Raw genomic sequence first — 15378 nt, 5'->3', positions numbered from 1 at the left:
CTGTTCTATATACAAATAAAGCACCAAATTGGTGCTTTATTATTAGGTAAAATCAATAAATTCTTATCTAAATAAGACATCTTCTTTATTAAACCATTTAACACAAAATGCTAATAGTGCCCCTGCCACAATGACTGTTGCTAGGAAAATTAAACCCACTAGTGTGTAATCGACTGTGCCTTTAATGATTTCTTTGATTGCCAAAGCTACATTTGTTACAGGAATAAAGGCTGTTTTGCTCGTAAGCTCAACATTCGGCATCAACGCAATCATAATTGGAAAAATTACACCTATGCTTAGCGGAGCCATATAGTTTTGTGCTTCTTTAAAAGTTCGCGCATAAATTGAAATAGCCAATGCTAATGATGAGAAGATTGCAGCAATAGGCAATAACAACACAAAAATCAGCCCTAAATCTAATACAGTTAAAGAGCTAAATGCGTTTTTAACAACCGCTAAATCTACAAAAGCAATGGCCACCGATATCCACACACCCATACTAAGAACTGTAATAGTGGTTGTCGCAATTGAAGAAGCCAGCAAGGTTACAAACTTACCTAACACTAGCTGTGTGCGCGTGATTGGTGTAAGTAGAAGGGTTTCGAGTGTACCGCGCTCTTTTTCACCAGCCCCTAAATCAATAGCAGGGTACGTTGCGCCCATCAATACGAGAGGAATAAGTAGATAAGGAATAAACCCGCCAATTTTTTCACCCAGATTTTCACGTTTATCTGCAGTATCGACCTTAACAACTTTAATTGGCTCGATAATCGCGGCTTGTTGCTGCTCTGATACGCCAAAGCTTAACAGTTTAGTAGTACGCAGTTTATCACCATACTCTTTTGCAAGTTCTTTAACGCGGTCAAATAAGAAGTTAATCGCCTTAGCGTCGTTATACACAACTTGCCACTCACTTTGTTTAGCGTTATCGAGTGTTTGCTCAGCGTCTGAAGGTAAATAGATACCCATATCGATGGTACCCGCTTTAACCGCTTTAGTGAGATCTTCTACCGTATTAAAGGTTTCGTCGCCTTTATATAATGCAAAGCTCTTATGATAAAACACCTTATCTGTAAATTCTTGCGCGTAATTACCATTAATAATGGCGTAAGTATGCACTTCTTGCTCAGCTTCGAGTGCTGCTTGTGAACTAATAAATGCCATCACAGCAAATAAAAGAGGGAAAATAGCAACTGGAAGTGCGACAACGAATATCAATGTTTTACGGTCACGTAACAGCTCTTTTAATTCCTTTTTAAATACTTCAAACATCACGACTCTCCGTTAAAATATTCATAAACGCTTGATTTAATTCCTCACTTTGACCAGTTTGTTTAAACTGTTCTAATGTGCCATCAAAGCAACTAATGCCTTGATTTATAACTGCAACGCGATCACAAAGTAATGCAACTTCATCTAGATGGTGAGTTGAAAAAATGACTGGAGTACCTTGCTCTTTAAGGCCACGAATAAAGCTAATTACAGTTTGCGTGGTCATAATGTCTAAACCTGTCGTTGGTTCATCGAGAATTACCACGTCAGGATGATGAACAACAGCGCGAGCAATATTGGCTTTTTGCTTCATACCTGTGGAAAGGTTTTCGGCACGCTTATCAATGAAGTTGTGCATATCAAGTAAGCTGAATAGTTCATCACAACGTGCCGCTACCGCCTTTTTACTCATGCCATGTAAACGGGCAAAATATTCTACGTTTTCTTTAACCGTTAAACGCCCATATAAGCCAGTGCTACCAGATAGAAAACCAATTGATTTGCGGCCAACTAATGGCTTTTTAACAATATCGTGACCAGAGATGGTGATACTGCCTTCATCTGGTTTTAATGCTGTTGAAATCATTCTAAGGGTCGTTGTTTTACCTGCACCATTTGGGCCGAGTAAGCCGAGCACTTCACCTTTATTACATTTAAAGCTGACGTCTCTTACAGAATGGAAAAACTCTTTATCTTCGCGGGGGTCTACATTGTCCGTTTTATTTTTTTTATGATCTTTTGTTAGCTTAAATTTCTTTTTAAGCCCTGCAACTTCAATCATGTGCGTTTCCTTCGTTTAGGTCTAAAGTAATCAGTGTTACTGTAAAATTCTGGATTTTCATTTTCAGTCCACCACCCTGGTACACCTAACAAGGGTAATGGAGATAAATTCTTATTATCACGTAAACAATCATCTACTTTAATCATCTCATAAAGACGTTGATCTAGATACGCATATTGCTCGCTTAAATCTTTACAAAATATGTCATTGGGTACAATTACAAATAATGCTTTCCCTGTTAAACCTATATAAGGCTGAGTGAGCATCTCGTAGTTAGCATGGCCAAACATGAACGGGCGAATATTTTTACCCCACTGCTCACGTTGTGTAACAAATGCTTGATGCCATTGATGATCGCGTAATTGTTGTTGCCAACTTTGTTCGGTAATTGCCAGTACTACACCACATTCGTCGAATAAGGTGAGAGCATTACGGTGTTTACTGCGCTCTTTTAGACCATGCAGTTTAATTTCTTCGATATGTTGATGATTTATCAGTGCTTTTGTTTTTGGAAATAAACACCAAATAAATCCACCAAAAAGGTCGTGCCAATTTTGTTGTCTTGTTGGTACTTGCCCTGTTTCATAAATAATTTGCTCATAATAACGAGTTTCGTCGGCAAATTTTTCATCCTCTACAAAGCTTATTACTGTGCCTTGTGTTGTTTTGGCATTTAAATATTTATTAAACCAGTCACAAGACGGCCAATTCGATAATTTGTCAATATTAAACAGCGTTGCTAGGTCACTAAAAGCACCGGTTGTAAGGTATTGTGTTGACCATTGCTCTGGTGCGCTAAATCGTTTCATTGCTTATTTTTTAACTTCTTGATGTATTGTGGGTAGTTTACCGTAAAAACTGGTTCTCATTAATAGAACCTCATATACTAATGCCACCATAAAACAAAAAAAGAGCTATTATGAAACGCTATTTTCCAATGACAGTACTTGCAAGTACCATTCTTGCAGGCTGTGCTTCAACAAGTATCACATCAGGTGATGTAGAAAAAGCCTATCAAAGCATCAACTCAGAGCAACTAGCAGAGCACATTAAAGTGTTAGCTTCTGATGAATTCGGCGGCCGTGCACCATCATCGAAAGGTGAAGAGCTAACGCTTGCCTATTTAACTGACCAATTTAAAGCATTGGGTTTTGAGCCTGGTAACGGTGATAGCTTCTTACAAGAAGTACCGCTTGTTTCACTTGAAGCAGACTCAAACATGGTACTTACCATTGGCGGCAAAGATTATCAGTATAAAAAAGATATGGTAATGGGTAGTAGCCGTATTAGTGCTAAACAAAGCATTAAAGATTCTGAATTAGTATTCGTTGGTTATGGTGTAAATGCGCCAGAGTACAACTGGAATGACTACGAAGGCATAGACGTAAAAGGCAAAACAGTTGTAATGCTAGTTAATGATCCAGGTTATGCGACTAAAAACCCAGATTTATTTACTGGCGATGCCATGACTTATTATGGTCGCTGGACATACAAATATGAAGAAGCAAGTCGTCAAGGTGCAGCTGGTGCAATTATTATCCACGAAACAGCACCAGCTTCTTACCCATGGTCAGTTGTTGAAAACTCTTGGAGCGGTGAGCAATTTGGTTTCCAAAAAGAAAATAACAACATGGATCGTGTTGCTGTTGAAGGCTGGGTAACAACTGATGTTGCCAAAGAGCTATTCAAAAAAGCAGGTTTAGATTTCGATACTATGAAAGCAAATGCTGCAAAAGGTGCTTACCATATTGATATGGGCGACCTAACAGCTAGCGTTGAAGTAAATAACACGATTAAAAAGTCAATTTCATATAACTTCATTGCAACATTACCTGGCAGCGAAAAGCCAGACGAGCACATCATTTACTCAGCTCATTGGGATCACCTTGGTACAGATAAAACACGTAAAGGTGACCAAATTTATAATGGTGCCCACGATAACGCGACAGGTACTGCAGGCTTAATTGAAGTTGCAGAAGCATTTGCTAGCCTTCCTGAGCACCCTAGCCGCTCAATGACTTTCTTAGCAGTAACCGCTGAAGAACAAGGTCTACTTGGATCAAAATATTACGCTGCAAACCCAGTGATCCCAGCTTCTCAAACTGTTGCAAACATCAACATGGATAGCTTAAATCTATTAGGTAAAGTGAAAGATATCAGTGTTGTTGGTATCGGCAAATCAGAAATGGATAGCTTGTTAGAAACAGCTGCTAAAGCACAAGGCCGAACTGTATCTGGCGATCCTAAACCGTCTTCGGGTGGTTACTATCGTTCTGATCACTTTGCATTTGCAAACATGGGTGTACCAGCAATGTATGCTGGCGGCGGCAGTGAAGCCCTTGATGAAGAAACTGCAAATTACCGTAAGCGTATGAGCTTAGTTCTTCGCGGTTGTTACCATCAGCCTTGCGATCGTTACCGTGATGAATGGGATTTATCAGGTGCCGTTCAGGATCTTCAGTTATTCTATCAAGTAGGTTTTGATATTTCAGAGCGTAAAGAATGGCCGACCTGGAATGCGAGCTCTGAGTTTCAACGCAAATAGATGCAAATGAGATTGATTTTCATTTAAATCGGTAATACAGTGTAACCTGATTAATTTTTAGGTTGCACTGTATGCTCTCATTAACACAAACGAGGTATTCCACCCATAAAGCGAGGTGTTATATTACGGACAATAAACGCTTATTTTTACCCCTATTATTGCTAATTTCTTTGGCAATACCAGCAAGCCGTGAGTTTACCCTCCAAGCGTTAAGTGATGCTTTTTTTCAAGTATCTGTGTTTGTTGCAGCCACTTTATTAATCTATTACTACTTGATTGATCGGCTACCTCAATTACAGCTCAGCTATTTACGAGCTAAATCAGGCATCCTAGAAATCGGTTTTGCGTCAATCTTAGGTGCTTTACCTGGCTGTGGAGGTGCCATTATTGTAGTTACCCAATTTACCAAAAAACAAGCTAGCTTTGGCTCTGTGGTCGCAGTATTAACAGCAACCATGGGTGATGCTGCATTTTTGTTATTAGCAACCCGCCCTCTTGATGGGTTATTAATGATGGTAATCGGTGTTAGTGTAGGCGTAATTAGCGGGCAGGTGGTTAATACATTTCATAAATCAGATAAGTTTCAACCTACGCAGGCCAGTGACTTCAGCGAACAACCTCAATGCCAACCAAAAGCTTTAATATTTAGCCGCCCGGTTTGGAAATTTGCCTTAATGCCAAGCTTGATTGTTGCTATTGTTATTGCCACCAATACCGACCTTAGCGTATTTGGTAATGGTATTAATCATGGCATTACCCTATTTGGTTCAATCATGGCGCTATTTACTGTAGTTGTATGGGCTCTTTCATCTAAAGGCAGCAGTTATAAACAAGTGACCAGCGAAGAAGCTCCATGCAATCCACCTTCAAAGCTCACGAAAGTGTTAATGGACACGCACTTTGTTACAGCATGGGTTGTCGCCAGTTTCATGCTATTTGAAGTTTTAGTTAATTTGCTAGGTGTTGATTTAAAAGCATGGTTTTCTGAATATGCTTATCTTGCTCCCTTGGTAGCTGTAGCAATAGGTTTGTTACCAGGCTGTGGGCCGCAAATTGTCGTAATGACACTTTATATTCAAGGCATTATCCCATTTAGTGCGATGGCAGCAAATGCAATATCAAATGATGGCGATGCTCTCTTCCCAGCCATCGCATTAGCACCAAAAGCAGCTTTAATGGCGACAGTCTATTCAACAATACCTGCGCTGTTACTCGGTTATGGATTGTACTATTACGGTCTTTAAAATATAAATTAAATACTATAAAAAAAACCAGCCGAGGCTGGTTTTTTATTTATTAATAATGTTAGCTCATAGCCATCATCATTTTTGCAGGATCTTCTAAATAAGACTTCCACAAGTTATTGAAGCGGGCAATTGTTCCGCCATCAATCACTCGATGGTCGCCAGACCAGCTTACTTGCATAATGGCTGCTGAAACCACATTACCCTGTTCGTCAAAACGAGGTAAATGTTGTAACTTACCTAATGCAACAATGGCCACTTCTGGTTTATTGATGATCGGGGTTGCAATTGTGCCGCCAATAGCACCAATGTTAGAGATACTAATTGTACCGCCTTTTAAATCATCTGGTGATACACGTCCATCCCGTGCTGCTTCAGTTAAGCGCGTAACTTCATTTGCAACATCAACAATACTCTTTGACTGACATGCTTTAACATTTGGTACTAATAAGCCAATCTTAGAATCAACCGCCATACCAATGTTATGGTCGTCAAAATAAGTCAGCTCACTACAATCATCATTCACTTGTGAGTTAAGTACTGGGAACTGCTTCATTGCAAGCGATAGAGCTTTGATAAAGAATGGCATCATAGTTAACTTAACGCCCTGTTGCTTATACTGCTCTTTAAGTTCGCTTCGCATAGCAATCAATTTTGTCAGGTCAATTTCATCACAAAAAGTAAAATGAGGAATTGTCGATACTGACGCAACCATTTGCTTAGCCATTGCCGCTTTAATGCCTTTAATAGGCTCAACATGACTACCACCAGCTGTGGATGCTGCAGTTTTTACAGGCTCTGCCGCTTTAGGAGCAGCTTGTTGTGTTACTGCTTGGCTTGGTGATTCGTTCAAGAAATCTTCGATGTCTTGCTTGTAAATTCGGCCATTTTTACCAGAGCCTGGTACTTGCGTTAAATCTACATCAAGTTCACGTGCTTTACGACGAACGGCTGGTGAAGCAACTGCTTTCTTATTAAGTTGTTTAGTCTCATTTGATGCAGACACAGGCTTTTGTGCTGGTTTAGTCGCTGCATTTGTTTGCGCTTTAACTACCGCAGAGCTTACATCAGGCTCTGAGTTTTGGCCTACAATGCTCATTTGGAATAATGGACTGTGAACAGCGGCAATATCGCCTTTCTTATAATAAAGTTTTTCAACTTTACCTGTATATTTAGCCGGAATTTGAACCAATGCTTTGTCTGTCATTACATCACACACAGCTTGGTCTTCAACGATTTCATCACCTTCGCTGACTAACCACTCAACGATTTCACACTCAACAATACCTTCACCGATGTCAGGTAAAATGAAATCTTCTAAATGTTCACCAGATTCAGGTAGTGCGGCTGCTTCAACTGGAGCTTGAGCTTCTTCGTTTTGCGTAGGTGCTTCACCATCAACATCCATCGCAAATAATGGTGCATGTACTTTAGCAATATCACCTTTTGCATAATAAAGCTTACTGATCACACCATCATGGACAGCTGGAATTTGCACAAGCGCTTTGTCGGTCATGACGTCACAAATTGGCTGATCTTCTTTTACAGAATCGCCCTCTGCAACTAACCATTCAACAATTTCACATTCTACGATGCCTTCGCCGATATCTGGCAAGATAAAATCTTTAGACATACTGACTCCTAAAACTCTACAGATTGCTTAATCGCAGCAAGCACTTTAAGTGCATCTGGCACATATTCTTTTTCAAGTGCTAATGGGTATGGCGTATCTAAACCACACACTCGAGCAATTGGCGATTCAAGGTGTAAGAAACACTCTTGTTGAATTGTTGCAACGATTTCTGCACCAAAACCATTTGTGATTGGCGCTTCGTGGCTAACCACTAAACGACCGGTTTTGGTTACTGATTTAGCGATTGTCTCAACATCCCACGGTAAAATAGTTCGTAAGTCGATGACTTCACAACTAATTCCTTGCTCTGCTGCTTTTTTAGCGGCATCTTCAACGATTTCCATTTGTGCACCCCAAGCAAGCAAAGTAACATCAGTACCCTCTTGAATGACTTCTGCTTTACCAAGCTCGATGCTGTAATCCTCTTCTGGTACCTCACCTGTTGATGCACGGTATAAGCGTTTTGGCTCAAAGAAAATAACTGGGTTATCATCTTTAATTGATGCACGAAGCAAACCTTTTGCTTGATAAGGGTTACGTGGCACAACAAGTTTCAAACCCGGTGTATGAGCAAAATAAGCTTCTGGTGATTGTGAATGATATAAACCACCCGCGATACCACCGCCATAAGGAGTACGAATTGTTAGGTTGCCTACATTAAATTCATTACCACTACGGTAACGGAATTTAGCAGATTCATTTACGATTTGGTCAAATGCAGGAAAAATATAATCTGCAAATTGAATTTCAGCTAAAGCAGGCGCACCAAAAGCAGCTAGACCATTAGCAAAACCTAAAATACCTTGCTCAGTTAATGGTGTATTAAACACACGGTGCTTACCATATTTTTCTTGTAAGCCAGATGTTGCACGGAATACACCACCAAAATAGCCAACGTCTTCACCAAAAATACATGCATTTGGATGCTCTGCCATGGTGATATCAAGGGCAGAGTTAATTGCATGAAGCATGTTCATTTTAGCCATTACTTTAATCTCCCTGCAGTTGTTGGATAAGCATCAGGATGCTGCAAAATATGCTCTTTTAATTCTTCGTATTGTTTTTGCAGTGATGGAATTGGCTTATCATAAACATCAGAAATAAGATCTTCTAATGCTGGTTTTGCAACTTTTTCAGCGCGTTTAAGAGCCGCTAAGATTTCTTCACGAATTGTTTCTTTATCTTTTGCGTCTTGCGCTTCGTCTAACCAACCTTGTTTTAATAACCACTTACGGAAACGCTCAATTGGACAGCCTTTATGTTTTGCTTCTTCGTCTTTTGTACGGTAGCCGCTAGGATCGTCACTGGTTGAGTGAGCACCTAAACGATAGGCAATCGATTCAATTAAAACTGGTTCACCTTTGGTAGTAGCAATTTCACGGGCTTTTTTCGTTGCAGCATAAACTGCAAGCGCATCAGCACCGTCAACACGAATTGTTTTAATGCCATAGCCAACACCGCGTGATGCAATACCATCACCTTTAAATTGTTCATCTGCAGGTGTTGATATCGCATAGCCATTATTACGTGCAAAGAAGATAACCGGTGCTTCATGAACTGCAGCCATATTTAAACCAGCATGAAAATCACCTTCAGATGCCGCACCTTCGCCAAAATAACAAATGGTGATGTTATCAATCGTACTGTTCAACTCACCTGTTTGGGCATCAATGTGACGAACTTTTTGACCATACGCATAACCTGTTGCTTGCGGAATTTGCGTACCAAGCGGAGATGAAATGGTCATATAGTTGAGTTCGCGTGAGCCGTAGTGAATTGGCATTTGGCGACCTTTACCCAAATCTTTTTCGTTTGAAAACATTTGGTTCATGAATTGGTCTAGGCTAAAACCACGATAGCGTAAAGCGGCTTGTTCACGGTACTGGGCCATGATCATGTCATTTTGGTCAAGCGCTGCAGCCGATGCCGTTACAGCAGCTTCTTCACCTAAGCATTGCATGTAAAAGCTAACTCGACCTTGACGCTGTGCTGCTTGCATACGCTCATCAAGCGCTCTAATAAAACGCATTGTCTCGTATAAACGGATTGCTGTTGCTTTGTCGATATCGGGTGCGGTTGCACCTTCGTGGATGTCGCCTTCCTCATTAAGAATGCTTAATGTAGGGATCGTTAATGCGTGACCATCAATAAATGACAGTTCATGATTAATGTTTAGCGATACGTTATTTGGATTACTCATAACCTACCTTCTTTCGTTGTCAGAAACCTACGCCACTGCCCTTATTTCTATTTTTATCAGCATGAGCTGTAAGGATAAAGTTTGCGTAATATTCAATCTAATTAAATTAAACTGCCGTCACTTTACGTTAACGTAAGTTGTTATTCAACTAATCATAGACGAATAGGTGATAAATGGCTAAAAACGCATGGAAAGTTAACTATACAACGAAATAAATTCTTTATTGTCATATAGTTAACCAAAAATCGGTGGGTGATAATGCAGAGATTTTAAATAAAGTTGCTATCAACTTGCATTGGTACAACTGTAAGTAAAGCACGTTGACCTAAGGCTACATCAGCATTTGGGAAGATAATAGCTTCGCCGTCCACTTCCGCTTCATATCTGGTCTGACCATCAGTTGCTAATAAATCCCCCTTTGCAAAACCGGTGAAATTTTCGACATCATCAGCAAATGGGAAACTAAAATCTTCGCAAGTACGGTTTATTGTTCTATAAACTGAAAACAACTCAAAATCCCCTGCATTAAATTCTTTGTAATTAACAGTTTCCTGACTAATTAATGCAATTAATGTTTGTTTGGTTTTCTCAAATCGTGACATATCATTTTCGCCAAATGGCTTTACTTGACCAAGCTCTACGGTAAATGAATCAGCACCATGTACAAACGATGAGTAGTAGCTAAAAGTTGTTGCCGCTGATTTCATCATTAATACAGTGTTTACACCACAGCTAAGTAAGAATTGCAGCTGTGATTTTTTCCACGGTTTACCATGTAAGAATGGATACACAGCGAACTTTTCATTTTTAGAGCCTCGAATTGCAGTATGTAGGTCATAATGAAAGCGTTCACTACCTTGGTTGCCTCTTGCAAAGAAATCAGAAACTACATCTTCAAGTAGCTTTGCACGAACTCGCTCAGGATTTGAATCAACCCCCTCAACAGTGTGATGTCCATTAAATAAACGATTTAAGTTTTCATCAACAAAGCGTTTACCGATATTTATCGATTTTGGATTACCAAAAATAAACAATACACGCTGTTTAAGTACAAGTTCTTGTGTAATGATTGCCTTGATTAATTGGTCACAGATTTCAATTGGTGCTGTTTCGTTACCGTGCACCGCACTCGAAAGTACAATATCTTTGTTTGTTTGCTCTTTTGGTTGAAACTCTATGATGCCAGTATCGTGAACTGTGACATCAGTGCCGTTTTCAAGGTTAAAAGCACAAGAATCTAGTGAAAATTCATTGTTTCGGGTTAGTGTTAAAAAGTCGCCAGTACTTTTTAATTTTTGGAGATATGAAGGAGTTGAATAGCTCATAGTTCTATCCTAAAAATACGTGAGAGTAGAATACAAAAACGGCTGAGAATCTCAGCCGTTTTAAAGGGTAAAAAAGAATTTAGCTAATTACTGAATCAACCAGCTTTTTCGCTTCTTTTTCTAATAATGCTAGATGCTCTTCACCTTTGAATGATTCAAGGTAAATTTTATAAATGTCTTCAGTGCCCGATGGACGAGCAGCGAACCAACCGTTTTCGGTAACAACCTTCAAACCACCAATAGCCGCATTATTACCCGGTGCATGGGTTAGCTTCTGTGTAATTGCATCGCCTGCTAACGTGTTTGCTTTTACATCGTCTGCTGATAACGCTTTTAAACGTGATTTTTGCTGCGCATCAGCGGGGGCATCAATACGCTTGTAAATAGGTGCACCGAACTCTTGTTCAAGCTCTTTATAAAGCTGTGACGGTGTTTTACCCGTTACCGCTAAAATCTCAGCAGCTAGTAAGCCTAAAATAAAGCCATCTTTATCAGTGTTCCACACGGTACCATCGAAGCGTAAAAAAGACGCCCCTGCACTTTCTTCACCACCAAAAGCGAGAGTACCTTTGCTTAGACCTTCAACAAACCATTTAAAGCCTACAGGTACTTCTTTTACTTCACGGTTATTTCGAGTAACCACTTTATCAATCATGCCGCTAGATACTAGGGTTTTGCCAATAGCAACATCTTTTGACCAGTTACGGTTATTTAATAAATAGTCAATTGCAACTGCTAAAAAGTGATTTGGATTCATTAAACCATCAGGTGTCACTATACCGTGACGGTCATAATCTGGATCATTTCCAATACCGATATCATAGTCATCTTTTAGCGCAATAAGGTTAGTCATTGCATAAGGAGATGAACAATCCATACGAATTTTGCCATCTTTATCTAAAGGCATGAACGAGAACGTTGGATCAACAGACTTATTAACGACCGTTATGTCTAAATTATATTTTTCTGCAATTACAGGCCAAAAATTGATACCTGAACCACCTAAAGGATCCACACCAATTTTGATTTTTGCATCGCTGATTGCTTTTAAATTAACGATGTTAACTAAATCATCTACGTATGGTGTAATTAAATCTTGGTACTTAATAAAGCCCGAGCGTGATGCTTTAGCATAAGGGAATAGCTCTACTTCAACTAAATCTTCTAAAAGTAATTGATTCGCTCTGTCTTCAATCCATTTAGTCACATCAGTGTCAGCAGGGCCACCGTTTGGTGGGTTGTATTTAAAGCCACCGTCTTCTGGCGGGTTATGTGAAGGGGTTACAACAATCCCATCTGCTAATTCATTTGGGTTTTCTTTATTATGACAAACAACAGCATGACTGATTACAGGAGTTGGTGTGTAATCATCATTTTCTTGTGCGATGACTTGTACTTCGTTTGCAACAAGTACTTCAATTGCAGAGTTAAAAGCGGCTTCACTCAATGCATGGGTATCTTTACCAAGGAATAGTGGGCCAAAAATGTTATTTTCTTTACGGTAATCACAAATTGCTTGTGTGATCGCTAAAATATGCGATTCATTAAATTTTACATCGAACGAACAACCACGATGGCCAGAAGTACCAAAAGCAACACAGTGCTCTGGGTTTTGTTCCAGATCAGGTTCATTTAAGTAATAAGCCGAGATCAGTTTTGGTACATTCACTAAGCTTGATTGCGGTGCAGGCTTACCTGCATCAGGATGAATCGCCATATTATTTCCTTATGGATTATAAGTAATCACGAATTTTTTCTGCTTCATCCGCGCTATAGCCTAAGCACAGTGCCACTTCGTGAAGCATCATTTTTTTTCTGGTTGTATTTGAATTTGTCATCACCCAATACTCAGTATCAGTGATATTTTTTGGATTCATGCTGCTACCGCTTTCAAGAAGTGCTTCTTTGCTTGTAGCAAAATAAACACGGTCACGGCCTTTAATTTCAAGTACGTTAGCAAAATCTTTCTTATGCGTTCTGTATAAAGCAGCAAGTATAAATAAGAATCGACCAACAACACCTTTTTGCATTGCTAGCTCTTCTTTGTTTAATACATTAAACACATTACCTTTCACTTGTGTCGATGCTGTGACAGTTCCAGCAGCATCGTCAACATTTTCGTCGCTTGGTTCGAGACTTGATTCTTGTTTTGCTTCTTCTTTTACTTCAACAACTGGAGGTTCTTGTTCAGTTTTAGTAGTTGTTTCAACTGGGGCATTGGCGCCATCAGAGAGGTTTAATAAACGACGTAAAATGGTTGATGCACTTTCACCAATACTTTGCGTGTTGCTTGCAATGTATTGATATAACTCGTCGTCTATGTCGATTTTTTTCATGTTATTCCTGTCTTTACGGGTCACATTTTAAAAGTTCTCAATGATTATACCTAAGCTCGCAGCAATTCTCTATGTTTTGCATTTTGTAATTTCACTAGGCAAAATACTGCCATTAAAATTAGGAGTTGAAAATGCTATTAAACTACCAACAATTGGGTCAAGGTTCAGACGTTGTATTGATCCATGGTTTGTTTGGCTCGCTTGAAAACCTCAATGTAATTGCAAAAGCCTTAGCTGAAAATTACCGGGTTACCAATATTGATTTACGTAACCACGGTAGATCTTTTCACAGTGATACAATGAATTATCACGCAATGGCTAATGATGTTAGTGAATTACTAAAACATTTAAATATAAGTAAGGCTCACATCATTGGGCATTCAATGGGTGGTAAAGTTGCCATGCAATTAGCACTTAATCATCCGTCGCTCATCGATAAACTTGTGGTGTTAGACATTTCTCCTGTTGCCAATGCCCCCCGTCATAGCGCTATTTTTTCAGGCCTCAATGAGGTGGCAGAGTCAAATGTAGCTGATAGAAAAGCCGCTGATGAGATTCTTGCAAAACACATTGATGAGATGGGTGTCCGTCAGTTTTTATTGAAAAGTTTTGCTAAGAATGACGAAGGCAAATACCAATGGCGCTTTAATTTAGCGGTTTTATATCAGCAGTATGAAAATATTTTAGCGCGAGTTGGTGAAAATGATTCTTGTTTATGTGATACTTTGTTCATCAAAGGTAATGATTCAGATTACATTTTAGCTGAGCATCGACCCGCAATTATGGCTTTATTTCCTAATGCTAAAGCAAAAATTATTCATGGTGCAGGTCATTGGCTACATGCGCAAAAACCACTTGCCGTTAATAAAGCAATCAGTGATTTTTTAGCACAATAATTGCGCTGATAAAATTCGCTGTTTTTGATCGTGCGCACTAAATTATTACAAATTTTTGTGCTATAGTACGCGCCGTTTAATTTAAAGGTTTATACGTTGATGGTCAGTCAGTTAATTAACGAATTTGATACCTTAGGGTTGTATTTTGGCTTAGCTGGTATTTTCTTTTTTATTGGAATGGCAATTCAAGATGTCCTTAAAAAAGGTGATGTACCACGATTTGGCCGATACATCGTTTGGTTAGTGCTATTTTTAGGCTGTTCTGGGTTTATAGCGAAAGGGCTTATTCAAGTCTTCTGGCAAGGCGCAGGTGTGGGCTAGACATGGCAAAGTCAGAAACAGATAGAACAACACCCGATTTATTTGAATACGAAAAACGTCCAGGTAGACCTAAAACGAATCCCCTACCTCGTGACATGCAATTAAAAGTAAATAAACGTAATCAAATAAAGCGAGATAAAGCACGTGGTTTAAAGCGTGTAGAATTTAAGGTTTCATCACAGTTATATCAAGCATTAAGCGATATGGCAGATGCGCAGAATATTAGCCGTAGCGCGTTGATTGAAACAATTTTACAAGAAAGATTGGCTATTGATAGATAGAAGGTTTTAAATCCATGTCAAGCGTAGGTATTTTTTTCGGAAGTGACACAGGCAATACTGAACACGTAGCTAAAATGATTCAAAAGGAATTAGGTAAAAAGCTAGTTGCAGTTCATGACATTGCAAAAAGTTCAAAAGAAGAGATTGCTGAATTCGATTTATTGTTATTCGGTATTCCAACTTGGTACTACGGTGAAGCTCAATGTGACTGGGATGACTTCTTCCCTGAATTAGAAGAAGTTGACTTTGAAGGTAAACTAGTAGCTATCTTCGGCTGCGGTGACCAAGAAGACTATGCTGAATACTTCTTAGATGCAATGGGTATGATCAACGATATCGTAACTGAGCGTGGTGCAATCGTTGTTGGTCATTGGTCTACAGAAGGTTATGACTTTGAAGCATCAAAAGCTCTTATAGATGACAGCAATTTTGTTGGCTTAGGTATTGATGAAGACCGTCAACCAGAACTTACAGAAAAGCGTGTTAAAGACTGGTGTGCTCAGGTTTATGAAGAAATGTGTTTAGCAGAACTTGCTGATTAATA

At 39.3% G+C, this 15378-nt stretch carries 15 protein-coding genes; 6 read left to right on the top strand and 9 right to left on the bottom strand.

The window, feature by feature from the left end; translation table 11 throughout:
• Positions 1-63: 63 nt before the first annotated feature.
• The 3 genes from QUE86_RS15570 to QUE86_RS15560 are packed head-to-tail and all read right to left on the bottom strand — an operon-like array spanning position 64 to position 2862.
• Entirely contained in the window at positions 64-1272 is a 1209-nt protein-coding gene (locus QUE86_RS15570) for an ABC transporter permease subunit (RefSeq protein WP_130051542.1), read from the bottom strand.
• Positions 1265-2053 (bottom strand): ABC transporter ATP-binding protein, encoded by a 789-nt coding sequence (locus tag QUE86_RS15565; protein WP_130051543.1) that lies wholly within the window; start codon positions 2051-2053, stop codon positions 1265-1267. Before QUE86_RS15565 ends, QUE86_RS15570 begins: the two co-directional genes overlap by 8 nt.
• Positions 2050-2862 carry a DUF3025 domain-containing protein gene (locus tag QUE86_RS15560; protein ID WP_286258290.1) on the bottom strand — a complete coding sequence of 271 codons (813 nt, stop codon included), beginning with the start codon at positions 2860-2862 and terminating at the stop codon, positions 2050-2052. Before QUE86_RS15560 ends, QUE86_RS15565 begins: the two co-directional genes overlap by 4 nt.
• A gap of 110 nt (positions 2863-2972) precedes the next feature.
• On the opposite strand from QUE86_RS15560, the gene QUE86_RS15555 reads away from it, so the two are divergent.
• Together QUE86_RS15555 and QUE86_RS15550 are read left to right on the top strand one after the other, a co-directional pair.
• Entirely contained in the window at positions 2973-4598 is a 1626-nt protein-coding gene (locus QUE86_RS15555) for a M28 family metallopeptidase (RefSeq protein WP_286258288.1), read from the top strand.
• Positions 4599-4669: 71 nt separating this feature from the next.
• Complete coding sequence (locus QUE86_RS15550; protein WP_250661969.1) at positions 4670-5842, top strand: putative manganese transporter; 1173 nt, start codon at positions 4670-4672, stop codon at positions 5840-5842.
• Positions 5843-5903: 61 nt separating this feature from the next.
• Here the strand turns inward: QUE86_RS15550 and QUE86_RS15545 are convergent, their stop codons facing one another.
• The 6 genes from QUE86_RS15545 to seqA form a co-directional block, all read right to left on the bottom strand.
• On the bottom strand, positions 5904-7475 hold the full coding sequence (locus QUE86_RS15545) for a dihydrolipoyllysine-residue acetyltransferase (protein WP_256854430.1): 1572 nt from the start codon (positions 7473-7475) through the stop codon (positions 5904-5906).
• An 8-nt stretch (positions 7476-7483) separates the two neighbouring features.
• Positions 7484-8461 (bottom strand): alpha-ketoacid dehydrogenase subunit beta, encoded by a 978-nt coding sequence (locus QUE86_RS15540; protein WP_130051548.1) that lies wholly within the window; start codon positions 8459-8461, stop codon positions 7484-7486.
• Positions 8461-9675 carry a thiamine pyrophosphate-dependent dehydrogenase E1 component subunit alpha gene (locus QUE86_RS15535; RefSeq protein ID WP_239978104.1) on the bottom strand — a complete coding sequence of 405 codons (1215 nt, stop codon included), beginning with the start codon at positions 9673-9675 and terminating at the stop codon, positions 8461-8463. Before QUE86_RS15535 ends, QUE86_RS15540 begins: the two co-directional genes overlap by 1 nt.
• A 269-nt stretch (positions 9676-9944) precedes the next feature.
• Positions 9945-11000 carry a succinylglutamate desuccinylase gene (gene astE / locus QUE86_RS15530; protein WP_167657705.1) on the bottom strand — a complete coding sequence of 352 codons (1056 nt, stop codon included), beginning with the start codon at positions 10998-11000 and terminating at the stop codon, positions 9945-9947.
• A gap of 79 nt (positions 11001-11079) precedes the next feature.
• Positions 11080-12717, bottom strand: a complete 1638-nt coding sequence (pgm, locus tag QUE86_RS15525; RefSeq protein ID WP_239978062.1) for a phosphoglucomutase (alpha-D-glucose-1,6-bisphosphate-dependent) — start codon at positions 12715-12717, stop codon at positions 11080-11082.
• 16 nt (positions 12718-12733) lie between these two features.
• A complete protein-coding gene (gene seqA / locus QUE86_RS15520; RefSeq protein WP_286258280.1) occupies positions 12734-13336 on the bottom strand; it encodes a replication initiation negative regulator SeqA in 603 nt (200 codons plus the stop codon).
• Positions 13337-13467: 131 nt separating this feature from the next.
• Here seqA and QUE86_RS15515 point away from each other — a divergent pair, with 131 nt between their 5' ends.
• From QUE86_RS15515 to fldA, 4 genes are all read left to right on the top strand, one after another.
• Positions 13468-14232, top strand: a complete 765-nt coding sequence (locus QUE86_RS15515; RefSeq protein ID WP_130051553.1) for an alpha/beta fold hydrolase — start codon at positions 13468-13470, stop codon at positions 14230-14232.
• Between the two features lie 99 nt (positions 14233-14331).
• Positions 14332-14553: a DUF2788 domain-containing protein gene (locus QUE86_RS15510; RefSeq protein WP_036968243.1), complete on the top strand. Its 222-nt coding sequence runs from the start codon at positions 14332-14334 to the stop codon at positions 14551-14553.
• Between the two features lie 2 nt (positions 14554-14555).
• The gene (gene ybfE, locus QUE86_RS15505) at positions 14556-14834 is read left to right on the top strand and encodes a LexA regulated protein (protein WP_004586673.1); all 279 of its coding nucleotides are present in this window, start codon (positions 14556-14558) and stop codon (positions 14832-14834) included.
• Positions 14835-14848: 14 nt separating this feature from the next.
• Positions 14849-15376: a flavodoxin FldA gene (gene fldA, locus QUE86_RS15500; protein ID WP_130051554.1), complete on the top strand. Its 528-nt coding sequence runs from the start codon at positions 14849-14851 to the stop codon at positions 15374-15376.
• Positions 15377-15378 lie beyond the last annotated feature (2 nt).

The organism is Pseudoalteromonas apostichopi (assembly GCF_030297135.1).
Classification (GTDB): Bacteria; Pseudomonadota; Gammaproteobacteria; order Enterobacterales; family Alteromonadaceae; genus Pseudoalteromonas; species Pseudoalteromonas apostichopi.
Note: the sequence above shows the minus strand (reverse complement) of the source record. Positions and strands in the feature narration are given on the sequence as shown.